The following is a 15,896-nucleotide window of genomic DNA, read 5'->3' on the forward strand; positions in this document are numbered from 1 at the left end:
GTTCACTTCCGGCCGGGCGTCCAGTTCATGCCCCAGCCGTACGCCTGGTCGACGGTGCGCTGCGGGCTGACCCCGCGGGCGGGCACCAGATAGCGGGCCTCGCGCTGGACGACGAGATCACCGCCGTCGTTGGTGAGCAGCGCGAGTGCGCAGACCGTGGACGGCACGGTGCATTCGTCGAGCGAGAAGTCGATCGCCGCGCCGTTCTGGGGCTGAAGGGTGACCGTCGCATGGAGATCGGCGAAGCTCCTGGCGCCCTCGTAGATCGTCACGAAGATGAGAACCCGTCGGATTCTGTTCTTCTGGTCGAGGTTGACCGTGAGATTCTCTCCGGCCGAAACGGATCCGGTGCGGTCGTCGCCGTCGAGATGGATGTACGGCGGCTGGTTCAGCGAACCGAAAGCATTACCCAGTGCTTGTACGACACCCTTACGCCCGTCGGCCAGTTCGTAGAGCGCGCAGAGATCCAGGTCGAGATCGGAGTGCACGGCGACGGCTCTGCTGAGCTTGGCGCCCCAGCCCTTGAACTGCTTGCGCGTCTCCCAGTTGAGATTCACCCGCATGGCGCCCGACGTGCCGCCCTGCTTGGCGAGGGAGACGGTCGGCGCGTCCTTCGTCAGAGTGACTTTACTGAGCCGCACGGGGGCCGGCGCGGCCGGGGGTGCGACGGGCGGCGGGGGCGGTACGGGGGCGGTGTACGGCGCGGCGACCGCGGGCGGCGGCGGGAAGGCGGGCGGGGCGGGCGCCGGAGCGGAAGCCGCCGACGGGGCGGCCTGCTGCGGCTCGTCCACACTGATCCCGAAGTCGGTGGCCAGCCCGCCGAGGCCGGTGCTGTACCCCTGCCCGACCGCACGAAACTTCCAGGCGCCCTGGCGCCGGTAGAGTTCACCGAGGAGGAAGGCCGTCTCGACGGTCGCGTCCTGGCTGTCGAAGCGTGCGATCTCCGTGCCGTCCGCCGCGTCGGTCAACCGGATGTACAGCCCGGGGACCTGTCCGAAGATGCCCCCGTCGGCCGAGGCCGCGAGGACCACCCGCTCGATGGCGGGTTCCACGCGGGCGAGATCGACCGAGAGCGTGTCGGTCACGGTGTCGCCCGCGGGTTTTTTCCCTTCGTGGCGCACGGCTCCCGAAGCGTGCTCGGGCTGGTTGTAAAAGACGAAGTCCGCGTCGGAGCGCACCTTTCCCGACACCAGCAACAGTGCCGACGCATCGACATCCGGCACCCCCGGCCCCTGCCGCCACCCCAATTCGACCCGCACGGCCTGAGCCGACACCGGAACATTGGTTCCCTTAAGCATTGACATGCTCGCCCCCAACTGGCGTCGCGAAGCCGAAGATTTCCGTACGGCCAACCTAATCGCAGGCACCGCGGTGCGCTCCCGAGGGGCACGGGAAGATCGTCACGCAACGTTCTGGCAACTCACTGGTAACCAACTCCCGAGCAGGTCACTACCCCATCTTGACGCAGTTGGACGACCGTTTTTGCCAAGTTCGCTCGCATTGGGGATCCACAGTCACTCTCAACACGCAAAAGAACCCTCTTATCGGGCTCCCCAATCAGCACATCGTGGGCTTAACTTATGTGCCATGACGTCCCCCCGTGCGACCTACGGCGGCGGTTACTACTCCGCGCCGTCCTTCCCGGACACCCCTATCTACGATTCTCTTGTCGCAGAGCGGGGCACCCCTCAGATCGCGCCGATCCGAGTGCCCTCGGCGTACGACACCGGCAACAGCTACCTGCCCGCGCTGCCTTCGGCCCTGCCGGCGCTGCCGCCGGGCCCCTCGCAGCACGCGCCGTCGTACGGCTATCCGCAGCCGATGGCGCAGCCGGTGCCGATGCAGCACGCTCCGGCCCCGTACATCCCGCAGCAGGCCGCGGCGCCCCGCGGCTACCCGGGGCCGCAGCAGCAGCCGCAGCGGCCGGTGGGTGGCGCCGGATACGAGGCGATGCGCCCCGCGGCGCCGAGGCCCGCGCCGTACGAGGACCCGTACAACCGCCCGTACCAGGGACGCGGATACTGATCCACCCGACAGCCCGTCAGGACCGGGTGGCAGGATGGCTGCTGTGTCGCAGCCCATCCACGCAGTCCTGCACGAGATCCATGTCCATCCGGTCAAGTCCCTCACGGGGTGTGCGCCGGGCTCGGCGGTGGTCGAGCCCTGGGGGCTGGCCGGAGACCGCCGGTGGATGGTCGTGGACGAACACGGGAAGGCCGTCACCCAACGCCAGCAGCCACGCCTGACGTTGGCGGGTGCGGAACCGCTGCCGGACGGTGGGATCAGGCTGTCCGCGCCCGGCAGCGCGGCCCTGACGGTCGCGGTGCCCGGACCGGTGGGGACCATCGGGGTGCAGCTCTTCCGGGACAGGGTCGAGGTCGTGCCCGCCGGTCCGGCGGCGGACACCTGGTTCAGCTCGTACCTCGGCGCTCCCGTACGGCTCGTGCATCTCGACGATCCGGCGCACCGGCGTCCGGTCGACCCGAGGTACGCACGGCCCGGTGAGACCGTCAGCCTGGCCGACGGCTATCCGCTGCTGCTGACCACCGTCTCCTCGCTCGATGCCCTGAACTCCCTCATCGCACAGGGGGAACTCCCCGAGGAGGGTCCGCTGCCGATGGACCGGTTCCGGCCAAGTGTCGTCGTGTCGGGCGTCCCGCCGTGGGCGGAGGACGGCTGGACCCGTATCGCGATCGGTGAGGTCACCTTCCGGGTGGCCAAACCCAGTGGCCGGTGTGTCGTGACCACCACCGACCAGCGGACGTCCGAGCGCGGCAGGGAACCGCTGCGCACGCTCGCGCGCCATCGCCGCGTGGACAACGATCTGCTGTTCGGCCAGAATCTCGTCCCCGAACGGACCGGCGTCCTGCACGTCGGTGATCCGGTGCACATCCTCGAATGAGTTCCCGCTTCCCAGGGAACTCACAGATACAGCAGGCGCGTTGGACGGAGGGGGACCGCCCTCCCGGCGCTCCACCCGTGCGCCTGCCGTGCCCAGTGGGGTGAGGGCGGATACGGAAGGGGGTGCGGGACCGTGCGGACCGCTTCCGGTGTGTGGCGTTGGCGGCACAATCCGCTGCGCCGTGGGACCGACCTCGCCGAGGCGTGGGTGGCGCTCGCCGCGGTGCTGCTGATCGCCGTCGTGAGCCCGGTGGTCGGGTGGCTGTGCGGTGCGCTCACCGACAGCGCGCTGCAGGACGCGGCACAGGAGCAGCGCCGTCACCGGCACGCGACGACGGCCACGGTGGTGCGGGCGCTGGCCGACCGTTCGGTGGTCGCCAATCCCGACGGGGTGGCCGACGCGGTGCCCCGCGGCCGGGTCGCCGCCGTCTGGACCGGTGTGGACGGCAGCAGGCACAGCGGGCCGCTCTCCACCTTCGACCGCGACGACCTCCCGGGCGCCCACCTGCGCATCTGGACGGACGACCGCGGACGGATCGTCAGCAGGCCCATGAAGGCGTCCACAGCGCGGGCCCACGCGGTCCTCGCCGGGACGGGCGCGGCTGCGGCGGCGGCCGGGCTCATCGTGCTCGGCCGGCGGTTCGTCGTATGGCGGCTCGTACGGGGACGGTACGTCAGGCTCGACCGCGCCTGGGCGAAAGCCGGTCCCGACTGGGGACGCACCGGCACAGGCAGCTGAGACCGGCTCCTCGCGTCAACTCCCGCGTCCCACGCGCGCTACGGTGGGGCCACATCCGTCGGGCACACGAGGTGGGGGCACAACACCGCCATGGCACAGGGCACGGTCCAGGTGACGTACACCGGAACATCGAGGTGGCGGCGCCGCACAGGCGAGTACGCCTCACTCTCCGCGGCCCTGGAGGCCGCAGGCGACGGCGATGTCCTCACCGTCGCGCCGGGCACGTACCGCGAGAATCTCGTCGTGCAGCACGGCGTCACCCTGCGCGGCAGTGAAGGTGCGGCCGGCTCGGTGCGGATCGCTCCCGCCGACGGGATCCCGCTCACCGTACGGGCGTCGGCGGTGGTCCAGGATCTCCAGATCGAGGGCCAGGACTCGTCGGCCCCCGCGCTGCTCGTCGAGGAGGGCACGCCGGAGCTGCTGGATCTGCGGATCGTCACCCGGTCCGCCGTCGGCATCGAGGTACGCGGAGCGGCGCGGCCCACCGTGCGCCGCTGCACCGTCGACAACCCGGCCGGGGTCGGGATCGGCGTACTCGACGGCGCCGGAGGGGTGTTCGAGGACTGCGAGGTCGTCGCGGCCGGGCAGTCGGGCATCTCGGTGCACGGCGGCGCGCATCCGCGGATCGAGCGGTGCCGGGTGCATCACGCGTCCGGGGCCGGGCTGAGCATCACCGGCGAGGGCAGCGGTCTGGAGGCGTTCGGCTGCGAGGTGTACGAGGTCAAGGGCACCGGTGTGCAGGTCGCCGCGCGGGCGTCGGCGCACCTCACCGACTGCACGGTGCACCGCACTTCGGCCGACGGGGTCACGCTGGACACCGATGCGGTGCTGACGCTGTCCGACTGCGACATCCATGACATTCCGGAGAACGCGGTCGATCTGCGGTCCCGTTCGGTGCTGACCCTGACGCGTTCGACCGTCCGGCGCTTCGGACGCAACGGCCTGTCCGTCTGGGACCCGGGCACCCGGGTGGACGCCAACCAGTGTGAGATCCATGACAGTACGGGCGACTACCCGGCCGTCTGGGTCAGCGACGGTGCGACGGTCGTGCTGGACTCCTGCCGGGTGCACGACGTGCCCGACGCGATCTTCGTGCTCGACCGCGGCTCACGTGCCGATGTCGTCGACAGCGACCTCTCCCAGGTCCGCAACACGGCCGTGTCGGTGAGCGACGGCGCCACCGCGCAGCTCGACGACTGCCGTATCAGGGAGGCCGCGACCGGCGCCTGGTTCCGCGACCACGGAAGTGGCGGCACGCTCAGCGGCTGCACCATAGACGCCGCGCAGACCGGGGTCATCGTCACCAAGGGCGCCGACCCGCGGATCGAGCGGTGCACGGTCACCACGCCCGCCGAGGCCGGTTTCTACGTCTCGGCCGAGGGCCGCGGCACCTTCCACAACTGCCGGGTGACCGGCAGCGGCGGGTACGGGTTCCACGTCATAGACGGCTGCCGCACCACCCTGACCCGCTGCCGGACCGAGCGGTGCGCGCGCGGTGGCTACGAGTTCGCCGACGGCGCCCACGGCGACGGCGGCGCGGGCGGTCCGGTCGTGGAGGACTGCACCAGTGACGAGAGCGGTCTGCTGACGGAGCCGCCGGAGACTCCTGCCGTGGCGACCGCGACCCAGACCGCCGGGCTGCTCGGCGCGGTCCCCGCCCAGCGCCCCACCGGGACACCCGCCGTCCCGGCCGCCCCGGCCGTCACCGAGCCCATACGGTCGTCGGAGGACGTCCTCGGTGAACTCGACACCCTGGTGGGCCTGGAGAGCGTCAAGCGGGAGGTGCGCGCCCTCACGGACATGATCGAGATCGGCCGCCGCCGTCGCGAGGCGGGGCTCAAGGCGGCCTCGGCCCGCCGCCATCTGGTCTTCACCGGCTCCCCCGGCACGGGAAAGACGACGGTGGCCCGGCTGTACGGCGAGATCCTGGCCTCGCTGGGAGTGCTGGAGCGCGGACACCTCGTCGAGGTCTCCCGTGTCGACCTGGTGGGCGAGCACATCGGTTCGACGGCCATCCGTACCCAGGAGGCGTTCGACCGGGCGCGCGGCGGCGTGCTGTTCATCGATGAGGCGTACGCCCTCTCCCCCGAGGATTCCGGCCGGGACTTCGGCAAGGAAGCCATCGACACCCTGGTGAAGCTGATGGAGGACCACCGCGACGCCGTGGTGGTGATCGTCGCCGGGTACACCTTGGAGATGGAGCGCTTCCTCGGCGTCAACCCCGGTGTCGCTTCCCGTTTCTCACGGACCATCACCTTCGGCGACTACGAGCCGGCGGAACTGCTGCGGATCGTGGAACAGCAGGCCGAGGAGCACGAGTACCGGCTCGGCGACGGCACGCCGGACGCGCTGCTGAAGTACTTCACCGAGTTGCCGAAGGGCCCGGCGTTCGGCAACGGCCGTACCGCCCGCCAGACTTTCGAGTCGATGGTGGAGCGGCACGCCGGCCGGGTCGCGCAGTTCTCCGAGATGTCGACCGACGATCTCAGTCTGCTGTTCGCCGAGGATCTGCCGGAACTTCCCTGACCCGGCTGTCCGTCGTCCGCTGCGGTGCCTGTCGTGGCACCGCGGCGGCGAGCCGGGTCAGCAGCCCCGCACGCTCCTCGGCGAAGGCGGGGTCGGCCTGGTAGTCGGAGTGCCCCAGCACCGCCTCGGGCAGCGGGTGCCGGCGCGTTCGGCCGTACGCCGACGGGTCGAGCAGCGGCCCCCGGTCCACGTCACCGGCGGGGATCACCCAGCCGCCGATCGGGTCGGTCAGGCGCCACAGATTGCGCCAGCAGCGCACCTCCTGGTGGAGGCCGGACAGACAGTCGGGGCCGAAGTACGCCGGGAACCACCGGCCGTACAGCCGCTCCAGCGGGGATCCGTAGGTGAGGAGGGCGACTCTGCGCCGGGTGCGGGCGGGAAGTTGCCAGACCGCTGCCGCCGCCAGCACGCTGCCCTGGGAGTGTCCGGAGATGACCAGCCTGCCCCCGGTGAGGTCGGTCCATGTGAACATCCGCCAGGTCAGGTCGGGGACGGCTCGCTCGGCGTAGCAGGGCGGCGCGAACGGGTGGGCCGCGCGCGGCCAGAAGGTGCCCACGTCCCAGAGGATGCCGACGCTGCGCCGGGCCGAGGCGTCGCGGTAGGCGCGCCTGCCCCAGGTGACGAACAGTATGAAGCCGAGGCCGATCAGCCAGGAGCCGAGCGCCTGCACCGCCTGGGCGGCGGACGCGATGAAGCCCGGTGCCACCTGGGCCGCGCGGCCCGGTACTTCTTCGCTGAACCAGGAGCCGAGCAGCGCGCCGGCCCCGAGCAGCAGGGTGGCGGCCGACACGGCGCCGAGGAACGGCGGCGCCGCGTCGGTGAGTTGGGCGCGGGCCCGGACTCCGGCGATCTGCCTGGTGCGGACGGTGTCGGCCTTCTCCCCCGGGTAGTCGGCCATGAGGGTCCGGGCGATGCGGCGTCGGCGGCGTACCGTGCGGGCCGCGTAGTAGGCGGCCGGGAGCAGCAGGACGAGCAGCAGCACCGGGATCACCGAGGCCTGCCAGCTGAGCAGGACCGGCGGCCCGGTGATGGCGCTCTTCCGGCCCATGCCGGGGGTGCCGGACCCGTCGAGCCAGTCGGCCACCCGCTGGGCGACACCGCCGGTCATCACCCCGCCCAGCGCGCAGGCCAGCAGGGCGACGGCCGGACCGCCGAGGCCGCGCAGCGCGGTACGGCCGTGGGGCGCCCTGCGGTACAGCGCCAGGGCCACGACGGCGAGCACGACGACGAGGCCCAGCTGGGACAGCGTGATGATGCCGAACGTACGGTCGCCGGGCAGGGTGCCGTGCGACTCCCAGCCGGGCCGGGACCAGGCCGCGTACACGGCGGACAGGGCGAGCAGGACCAGTGCGGCGCCCGGCAGGAGGGTGACGACGGCCTGGTCCAGGTCGTCGTCGAGGCGGGTCTCGGTACGGCCCCTGCGGCAGACGACCCAGAGGACAACTCCCCCGGCCACCAGCAGCGTTGCCTCCAGGAGCCAGCCGATGGCCTCCAGGAGCGTCCCCGAGGCACGGCGGTCGAAGGTGGCGGTGGCGACGGTGAGCGCCGCGGCCACGGTCAGGAACCCGGCGGCGGTGTGGGCGGCGCGCAGCCGGGCGACGAGGCGGCGTCCGTACCAGAATCCGGGCCTGCCGAGCGCCGGGCGGGCGGACGGCTCGGCGTCCTCCGGGTCGGTGTGGAACTCCTCCCCCAGCGGCTGCTGGGACTCGTACGCGCTCCAGGTGCGGTTGGAGAGGTACCAGAGCAGCGTGGTGAGGCCGCTGGGCACCAGCGCGGCGGCGGCCAGCCTGCGGCCGGGCTGTGCCCACCAATCGCCGCGTGCGGCCGAGAGGAAGCCGAGCCACGACTTGCCGTCGGAGCAGGCGGGCGAGCCCGCGCACTGCCAGGCCGTCAGGTCCAGTGCCACCTCGCAGGCCGCGGCGACCAGCAGCACGGTGAGGCTGAGGGCGACGAGCCGCACCAGCACTCCGTACAGGCGGGCGGTCCGGCGCGCTCCGTGGGCGGAAGGCAGCATCCAGTGGGCGAGGTTGACCACCATGAACGGGAGCAGCAGCAGCCACAGGGCGCGGGCGCTGTTGCCCGAGGTGAGGTTGGACCAGACGTACGCCTCGGGGACCGGGCCGTCCTGGTACCGCTCCGGGTGGGATTCGGCGTCGACGTCCTCGGTGCGGCGGTAGACGGCGGCCGTCTCGTCGCCGCTGACGCGGACCGGGCACGAGTCGCCGAGCATCTCCTGCGGGGTGGCCCCGCCGACGCCGTGGACGAGAAGTTCGAGGGCGGGTTCGCCGCTCGGGCGGGAAGGCGGGGCTGGTGACACTGCGGTGGCTCGCTCTCGTGGTGGGGACGCTCGACGGCGCGGTGCCCGGAATCCCGGACGCCGGCCGCGCGGCTCTCACTGAATCTCCCCGTGGACCGGGCCCGGCAACCGGTGGGGCACTCCGGAACTCTGCGTGCGAGGATGAGGGATCCTCGGCGATCAGGCGGGCCGGGGCCGTGTCGTGATGCGGAAGGATCGGAGACTGCGGTGAGCGACAACCAGAATTTGCTCGCGGAGCAGCGTCGCGCTCTGATCCTCGACGAGGTCCGGCGGCGGGGCGGCGTCCGGGTCAACGAACTCACCCGCAAGCTCAAGGTCTCGGACATGACGGTCCGCCGGGACCTCGACGCGCTGGCGCGTCAGGGTGTCATCGAGAAGGTGCACGGCGGCGCCGTGCCGGTGGTCGAGGCGTCCACGCACGAGCCGGGGTTCGAGGCCAAGTCCGGGCTGGAACTCAGCGCCAAGGAGGACATCGCGCGGGCCGCCGCGGCGATGGCCGTACCGGGCAGCGCCATCGCCCTGTCCGGCGGGACCACGACCTACGCCCTCGCCCACCAGTTGCTGGACGTGCCGGACCTGACGGTGGTGACCAATTCCGTACGGGTCGCCGATGTCTTCCACTCGGCGCACCGGGTGACCGCCGGGAGCGGGCCGCGTCCGGGGGCGGCGACCGTGGTGCTCACCGGCGGCGTGCGTACGCCGTCGGACTCCCTGGTCGGTCCGGTGGCCGACCAGGCGATCCGTTCGCTGCACTTCGATGTGCTGTTCCTGGGGGTGCACGGGATATCGGCCGAGGCCGGGCTGTCCACGCCGAACCTGGCGGAGGCGGAGACGAACCGCCGGTTCGTCCGGTCCGCGCGCCGGGTGGTGGTGGTCGCCGACCACACCAAGTGGGGCACGGTGGGGCTGAGTTCCTTCGCGACACTGGAGGACGTGGACGCGTTCGTCACCGACGCCGGGCTGTCCGCGGAGGCCCGCGAGGAGATCGCCGAGTGCCTGCCGCGGCTGGTCGTCGCGGGCGAGGGCGGCCAGGACCTGTCCTGAGGTCTTCCGCCCGCCCTCGTACTCACCCGGTGCCGCGCGTCACCGCGGGGCTGCGGTGCCGTTGCTCCACGGTGGCCGGACCGACGGTCCTGAGCCGCCTCCGCCGTGGAACCTGCCCGGGTTCCGGATGCGCCCAGCCGGCCTGCTGGAGAGCGCCCCGCTGCCTCAGGTGGTCACTCACGACCCCAACGGGTGTGAGATAGCGCGGGGTTCGGGCGCCCGGGTCGGCGGGGCAGACAGCTGACAGGCCGTCAGCTATGGTGTGCGGGCCCGTACGCCCCAGACTCCCCAGGAGGTGCGGCCCGATGGCTCACCGACTCCGCCCCGTCGGCCTCGACTTCATAGAGTCCGCCCCCCTGCGCCTGGTCTACGCCGCCGGGGTCGCCGCCGACGCCGAGGCCGTCTACGGTGCGCTCGCCGAGGACCTGGAGGCCATGCCCACCTGGTTCAGCGCCGTTACCCAGGCCCGCCACACCGAGGGCGGCCGTTCGGTACGGCTCAAGGGCGGCGTCCGCATGGACGAATCGATCCTGGCGGCGGAGCCTTCGATCCGGTACGCCTACCGGGTCGACGAGACCAACGCTCCTGGCCTGCGGGCCCTGTTGGAGGAGTGGCGGCTGACCACCACCGAATCGGGGACCCGGGTCCAGTGGACCTTCGCGGCCGACGGCCCCGCCCCCCTGCTCGCCGGGATGCGGCTGGGCCGGGCCGGAATGGGGCGGGCCTTCCGCCAGGCCGTGCAGAAGCTGGACGAACGGCTCGCCACGGCCCCCGCGTAGTACCGCGCCGGACCCGAACCCGCCGGTCGTGGCGCCGCGTTCAGGCAATCCCGGTCACTCGGTCCAGTCGCCGGTGGCCAGGAACCGTTCGATCACCTCGGTGCAGGGCGCGATGTCGATCCCTTGTACGGCGAGCCAGCTGTCGGAGTAGTACTTGTCGAGATAGCGGTCGCCCGGGTCGCAGAGCAGCGTCACCACGCTGCCGGTGCGCCCCTCTGCCACCATCTCGGCGACGATCTTCAGCGCGCTCCACAGCCCCGTACCGGTGGATCCCCCCGCCTTGCGCCCGATGACCCGGTCGAGGGCGCGGATCGCGGCGACGCTGGCCGCGTCCGGCACCTTCATCATCCGGTCGATGGCGCCCGGCACGAAGCTCGGCTCCATCCGGGGCCTGCCGATGCCCTCGATCCGGGACCCGCAGTCGCTGGTCGCGAGGGGGTCGTTCCGGGTCCAGCCGTCGAAGAAACAGGAGTTCTCCGGGTCCGGGACACAGATCCGGGTGTCGTGCTGCATGTAGTGCACATAGCGCGCGATGGTCGCCGATGTGCCGCCGGTCCCCGCGGTGGCGACGATCCAGGCGGGCTCGGGGTACCGCTCCAGTTTCAGCTGCTGGTAGATCGACTCGGCGATGTTGTTGTTGCCGCGCCAGTCGGTGGCCCGTTCCGCGTACGTGAACTGGTCGATGTAGTGACCGCCGGTCGAGGCCGCGAGCGCGGCGGCCTCCTCGTACATCCTCCGGGAGTCGTCCAGGAAGTGGCACCGGCCGCCGTGGAATTCGATCAGCCGGCACTTCTCCGGGCTGGTGGTGCGCGGCATGACGGCGATGAACGGGACGCCGATGAGCTTGGAGAAGTACGCCTCGGAGACCGCCGTGGAGCCGCTGGACGCCTCGATCACCGGCTTGCCGGGCCGGATCCAGCCGTTGCACAGCCCGTAGAGGAAGAGCGAGCGGGCGAGCCGGTGCTTGAGGCTGCCCGTCGGGTGGGTGGACTCGTCCTTGAGGTAGAGGTCGATGCCCCACTCCTCGGGGAGCGGAAAGCGCAGCAGATGGGTGTCGGCGGAACGGTTCGCGTCGGCCTGTACCTTGCGCACCGCCTCCTTCAGCCAGGCCCGGTACTCCGGGTCGCTGCGATCGACATCGACGGTCACTGCGGCCCCGGCGTCCGGATCCCGCTCACTCGTGCTCACGCGCCCTGCTCCTCGCTGTTCTGAACTCCGGCCCCCGGTCGTAACCATAGGCACCCCACCTGCACAAACGTTCACTTTGACCGTCCATAGGGCTGACTTGTGGGGCGCCGCCCAGGAAAGGCACATGCCAATGCCGCCCGGCGGCCGTTGCGGACTGGTGCGAGGGCCCGCCGCCCGGCACACTTCCCGGAGGGGATCAATTCGAAGAGGGCGGGGCGAGCCATGTCAGAGGCCGAATTCACTGCGACGGGTGTACGGATCGAGCGATGGACCCGCTCCCTCACCCGGGCGGGACAAGTACTGATCAAGGACGGCAGGCTTGCCCTGCTGACCAGCAACGGACGCGAGATCGACAGCGCCCCGCTCGGCGCGGTCAGCGCCGGACGGCCGTGGTTCGCCAGGGTCGGCCGCATGGTGGCGACCGTCAACGGCACCCGGTACCGGCTGACGATGGGGCAGCGGAACATGCCGCTCGACAGCTCGAAGGCCGCCGCCCGCTTCCTGGACGCCGTACGCGGGAGCCGCCGCTGACCGGAACGCGAGTTGCGAAGCCGCACCCCCTGGGCGACCCTGGACTCACATCACTAACGGTTCACCGGCGGTCACGCTGAGAACAGCCCCCCGCCGGACCACTTCGTCTTCTTCCGGACCTATTTCGGGGAGTCGCAGCCGTGATCAGCCAGCCAACCAGGCATTGCACAGTAGAACTTCAGGCCCTGCCGTCCCGCATCGGACAGGTCCGCAGAATTGTGTCGGCGCAACTGCGCTACTGGCATCTCGATCCGCTGATCGACCAAGCAGCGCTGGGCGTCACCGAGTTGCTCACCAATGTCCACCGCCATGCCGAACCGGACAAGTTGTGCACGGTCGAGATGGATCTGCTGCTCGACCGGCTCACCGTGTCGGTCCACGACCACGATCCCCGGATGCCCACGGTGCGCGACGCCGACCAGTTCGCCACCTGCGGACGCGGCCTCTCGATGATCGCCGCGGTCAGTGAGTGCTGGGGCGTACGGCCGCAGGGGGCGACCGGGAAGATCGTGTGGTTCACGCTTCCCGCGCCGTCCTCGGCCGCGGCCCTGGACTGCGAACTGCTCTACGGGGCAACGACCCCCGGCCCTTTCGCCGAACCGCATCCGGCCACCCGGCCGGTGCTGGTCAGCTGACCGGACGGCGCCCCGGGGGCGTCACGGCGGCAGGGCGCCCCCGCCGCGCGTGCGCCGGGGGCGTCCTGCCGTCGTGACGGGAGGGTCAGGCGGGCCCGCTCCTGGACGGCGGACCGAACTGCTCGTCCAGCACGGACAGCCTGCGCCAGTACTCGTCCTCATCGATCTCACCGGTCGCGAACCTGCGTCCGAGGATCTCGATCGGCGACTGCTCGCCGCGCCCGGTGCGCGGCCGGCCGGGCCCCTGCCACGGGCCGCGCCGGCCCCGCCACACGGTGCGGCGCAGCACCGTGACGACCGTGATGACGACGGCTGCCCAGAAGAACGGGAAGAACAGGATCCACGGTCCGGGTCCCGCGAACGCCAGGGTGTTCATATCGGTTCAGCTCCTCGGTGGGAATGGCCCTTTCCGATATCGAGCCTCCCTCCGCGAGGGGGCCGCGGGCGTCGTACGGCCAGCGGCTCCGGGACTACCCCAGCGGGAGTACGCGGCGACGGTGCGGCTGCTCCCGACGCGGCTTCGGTGCGCGGCTCCGCCTGCGGGCGTCCCGTCCGTGGCTTCCCTGCGCGGGTCTTCCCTGCGCGGCCCCCTCGTCTGCCCTGCGCGACCCCCTCGCGCGACTCCTTCGCACGGCTCCCTCGCGCGGCTCCTCAGCCGATGACGGACAGCGGGTCGTCGAGCACCGGCTGCCAGGCCAACTCGGCTGCTCCCACCAGGCTGTTGTGGTCCAGGGTGCAGGGCAGGATCGGTACCCCGCCGCTGCGCCCCCACAGGCTGCGGTCGGCGACCACCGCGCGCAGCCGCTCCGGGTCGGCGTCGAGCAGTTCGCGGTGCAGGCCGCCGAGGATGATGCGGTCCGGGTTGAGGATGTTGACCAGCCCGGCGAGACCGAGACCGAGGCGGTCGACCACCTCCTGGGCGGCGATCCGGACACCGGGATCGCCGTACTCCGTACGGAGAATGTCCCGGGACTGCTGGAGGAGCGAGACCTCGGGGCCCGGCGTGCGTCCGGCGGCGGTCAGGAAGGCCAGCGGGTCGGTCTCGACGTCGAGACAGCCCCGGCTCCCGCAGTAGCAGGGGCGGCCCTCGGGGTTGACGGTGACATGGCCGACCTCCAGGGCCAGGCCCGAACTCCCGGTGTGCAGACGGCCGTCGAGGACCAGCGCCCCGCCCACGCCGCGGTGGCCGGTCGCCACGCAGAGCAGGTGCTGGGCGCCGCGGCCCGCTCCGTGACGGTGTTCGGCAAGGGCTGCGAGGTTGACATCGTTGCCGGTGAAGGCGGGGCCCGCGATGCCCGCGGCGCGTACCCGGTCGGCGAAGATGTCGCGGACCGGCGCACCCGCGGGCCAGGCGAGATGCAGCGGGTTGAGGGCGGTCCCTTCCGGTTCGGCGACGGCCGACGGCACGGCGAGTCCCGCGCCGACACAGCGCAGACCGCTGTCGCGCAGCAGCGCGGCCCCCGCGTCGACCACGGCGCCGAGCACCTGGGCGGGGTCGGCGGAGACGGTGACGCAGCCGGGCGAGGTCATCACGGTCCGGCCGCCGAGCCCGACGAGTGCGGCGCGGAATCCGTCGGCGTGCACCTGGGCCGCGAGGACGACGGGGCCGTTGCCGTTGACCGACAGCCGGTGCGACGGCCGCCCCTGGGATCCGGCCGCGGCGCCGGGCCGGGAGTCGACCTGGATGAGTCCGAGCGCTTCGAGTTCCGCGGCGACCGCGCCCGCGGTGGCGCGGGTGACGCCCAGCTCCGCCGTGAGGACGGCGCGGGTGGGCGCGCGGCCCGTGTGGACCAGTTCCAGCGCCGGTCCCAGCGCGCTGCGGCCACGTTCCAGCTTCGTCCGGTGGGTCGTCACCTTGCCGTTCATGGGGGCGAGTCTCCCATGATCCCGGGCGGTGGCAGACGATCCGGTACCGCCCTTGTCCCCGGCCGCCACTGCCCCTATCCTTCTTTTGTGCCGAATCTAAACAAAGTACGAACGGCCTTCTCGGGGGGACCCGGCGAAAACAGCGCCGCACCCTCGTTGCTCCGTCTCCGCGCCACCATCACCGTGTTCTTCGCCCTCGACGGCTTCCTCTTCGCCGGCTGGGTGGTCCGCATCCCCGCGATCAAGTCGCAGACCGGTGCGTCGTCGAGCGCCCTCGGCCTCGCGCTGCTGGGTGTGTCCGTCGGGGCCGTGATCACGATGATGCTCACCGGACGGCTCTGCCGGCGCTTCGGCAATCACGTGGTCACCGTGGTCTGCGGAGTGCTCCTCTCGCTGAGCATCGCGCTGCCGCCGCAGACGCATTCGGCCCTCACCCTGGGTCTGGTCCTGCTGGTCTTCGGCGCCGGGTACGGCGGCGTCAACGTCGCGATGAACAGCGCGGCCGTCGACCTGGTGGCCGCGCTCCGCCGCCCCGTGATGCCGAGTTTCCACGCCGCGTTCAGCCTCGGCGGCATGGTCGGAGCAGGCGTCGGCGGTCTGGTCGCGGGCCGCCTCTCCGCCGCCACCCATCTGCTGGGCCTGACCGTCGTCGGACTGCTGGTGACCGGTGTCGCCGGACGTGAACTGCTGCGCCACCGGGCCCCGGCGGCCGAGAACAGCACCCCTCGGAAGCCCGGAACACGGCGTCTCGACGCCCGCAGCCGCCGCCTGGTCCTCGTGTTCGGCACGATCGCGCTCTGCACCAGTTACGGCGAGGGCTCCATGGCCGACTGGAGCGCACTGCACCTCAAGCAGGACCTGCACACGCACCCGGGTGTCGCAGCCGCCGCCTACTCGCTCTTCGCGCTGGCCATGACTCTCGGCCGGCTCACCGGCACCGCACTCCTCGAACGCCTGGGCCAGACGCGCGTCCTGGTCGGGGGCGCGACCCTCGCCGCGGCCGGAATGCTGCTGGGGTCCCTCGCGCCCACCACCTGGCTCGCGCTGATCGGCTTCGTGATGGCGGGGCTCGGCCTGGCCAACAGCTTCCCCGTGGCGATGGCCCGCGCGGGCGCGCTCGCCGGCCCCGGCGGCGTCGCCACCGCGTCCACCCTGGGTTACGGAGGCATGCTCCTGGGACCGCCCGTGATCGGCTTCCTCGCGGACGCGCTGACCCTGCCCGTCGCCCTCACCACGATGGCGCTGCTGGCCGCGACCGCCGCGCTCATCGGGTACGCCACGCGCAACGCGTCGTCGGCCACGACGTCCGCGCCCGGCACCCCGTCCGTCGATTCCGCCGCACCCACCACCTGACCGCTGCCACAATCCCC

Annotated in this window: 13 protein-coding genes and 1 pseudogene; 9 read left to right on the forward strand and 5 right to left on the reverse strand. The window is 71.8% G+C overall.

From position 1 onward, the window contains the following. Positions 1–2: 2 nt before the first annotated feature. On the reverse strand, positions 3–1,304 hold the full coding sequence (locus tag OG709_RS03390; RefSeq protein ID WP_329164753.1) for a TerD family protein: 1,302 nt from the start codon (positions 1,302–1,304) through the stop codon (positions 3–5). A gap of 283 nt (positions 1,305–1,587) precedes the next feature. On the opposite strand from OG709_RS03390, the gene OG709_RS03395 reads away from it, so the two are divergent. The 4 genes from OG709_RS03395 (at position 1,588) to OG709_RS03410 (ending at position 6,166) form a co-directional block, all read left to right on the forward strand. Then, on the forward strand, positions 1,588–2,025 hold the full coding sequence (locus OG709_RS03395; protein WP_250300502.1) for a DUF6643 family protein: 438 nt from the start codon (positions 1,588–1,590) through the stop codon (positions 2,023–2,025). A 43-nt stretch (positions 2,026–2,068) separates the two neighbouring features. Next, a complete protein-coding gene (locus tag OG709_RS03400) occupies positions 2,069–2,902 on the forward strand; it encodes an MOSC domain-containing protein (protein ID WP_329164755.1) in 834 nt (277 codons plus the stop codon). Positions 2,903–3,034: 132 nt separating this feature from the next. Then, positions 3,035–3,640, forward strand: a complete 606-nt coding sequence (locus tag OG709_RS03405) for an Rv1733c family protein (protein WP_250300506.1) — start codon at positions 3,035–3,037, stop codon at positions 3,638–3,640. Between the two features lie 90 nt (positions 3,641–3,730). After that, a complete protein-coding gene (locus OG709_RS03410) occupies positions 3,731–6,166 on the forward strand; it encodes a right-handed parallel beta-helix repeat-containing protein (protein ID WP_250300508.1) in 2,436 nt (811 codons plus the stop codon). Here the strand turns inward: OG709_RS03410 and OG709_RS03415 are convergent. After that, a pseudogene (locus OG709_RS03415) lies at positions 6,142–8,483 on the reverse strand (hypothetical protein); the annotation flags it as partial. The gene OG709_RS03410 and the pseudogene OG709_RS03415 overlap by 25 nt on opposite strands. A gap of 207 nt (positions 8,484–8,690) precedes the next feature. On the opposite strand from OG709_RS03415, the gene OG709_RS03420 reads away from it, so the two are divergent. Then, a complete protein-coding gene (locus OG709_RS03420) occupies positions 8,691–9,527 on the forward strand; it encodes a DeoR/GlpR family DNA-binding transcription regulator (protein WP_250300510.1) in 837 nt (278 codons plus the stop codon). A gap of 305 nt (positions 9,528–9,832) precedes the next feature. Next, complete coding sequence (locus OG709_RS03430) at positions 9,833–10,306, forward strand: SRPBCC family protein (RefSeq protein WP_250300512.1); 474 nt, start codon at positions 9,833–9,835, stop codon at positions 10,304–10,306. A 54-nt stretch (positions 10,307–10,360) separates the two neighbouring features. On the opposite strand, the gene OG709_RS03435 is transcribed toward OG709_RS03430, so the two are convergent. Then, the gene (locus OG709_RS03435) at positions 10,361–11,494 is read right to left on the reverse strand and encodes a PLP-dependent cysteine synthase family protein (protein ID WP_284347920.1); all 1,134 of its coding nucleotides are present in this window, start codon (positions 11,492–11,494) and stop codon (positions 10,361–10,363) included. 222 nt (positions 11,495–11,716) lie between these two features. Here OG709_RS03435 and OG709_RS03440 point away from each other — a divergent pair, with 222 nt between their 5' ends. Together OG709_RS03440 and OG709_RS03445 are read left to right on the forward strand one after the other, a co-directional pair. Next, complete coding sequence (locus OG709_RS03440) at positions 11,717–12,025, forward strand: hypothetical protein (RefSeq protein WP_250300515.1); 309 nt, start codon at positions 11,717–11,719, stop codon at positions 12,023–12,025. Positions 12,026–12,165: 140 nt separating this feature from the next. Then, positions 12,166–12,660 carry an ATP-binding protein gene (locus tag OG709_RS03445; protein WP_250300518.1) on the forward strand — a complete coding sequence of 165 codons (495 nt, stop codon included), beginning with the start codon at positions 12,166–12,168 and terminating at the stop codon, positions 12,658–12,660. Between the two features lie 85 nt (positions 12,661–12,745). Here the strand turns inward: OG709_RS03445 and OG709_RS03450 are convergent, their stop codons facing one another. Continuing rightward, positions 12,746–13,036, reverse strand: coding sequence for an SHOCT domain-containing protein (locus tag OG709_RS03450; RefSeq protein ID WP_329164763.1), 291 nt, complete (start codon positions 13,034–13,036; stop codon positions 12,746–12,748). A 275-nt stretch (positions 13,037–13,311) separates the two neighbouring features. After that, positions 13,312–14,526 carry an ROK family protein gene (locus tag OG709_RS03455; protein ID WP_250300522.1) on the reverse strand — a complete coding sequence of 405 codons (1,215 nt, stop codon included), beginning with the start codon at positions 14,524–14,526 and terminating at the stop codon, positions 13,312–13,314. An 87-nt stretch (positions 14,527–14,613) separates the two neighbouring features. Here OG709_RS03455 and OG709_RS03460 point away from each other — a divergent pair, with 87 nt between their 5' ends. Continuing rightward, positions 14,614–15,879 (forward strand): MFS transporter, encoded by a 1,266-nt coding sequence (locus OG709_RS03460; RefSeq protein ID WP_250300524.1) that lies wholly within the window; start codon positions 14,614–14,616, stop codon positions 15,877–15,879. The last annotated feature ends 17 nt before the right edge of the window (positions 15,880–15,896 follow it).

The sequence above is a fragment of the Streptomyces sp. NBC_01267 genome, assembly GCF_036241575.1.
Classification (GTDB): Bacteria; Actinomycetota; Actinomycetes; order Streptomycetales; family Streptomycetaceae; genus Streptomyces.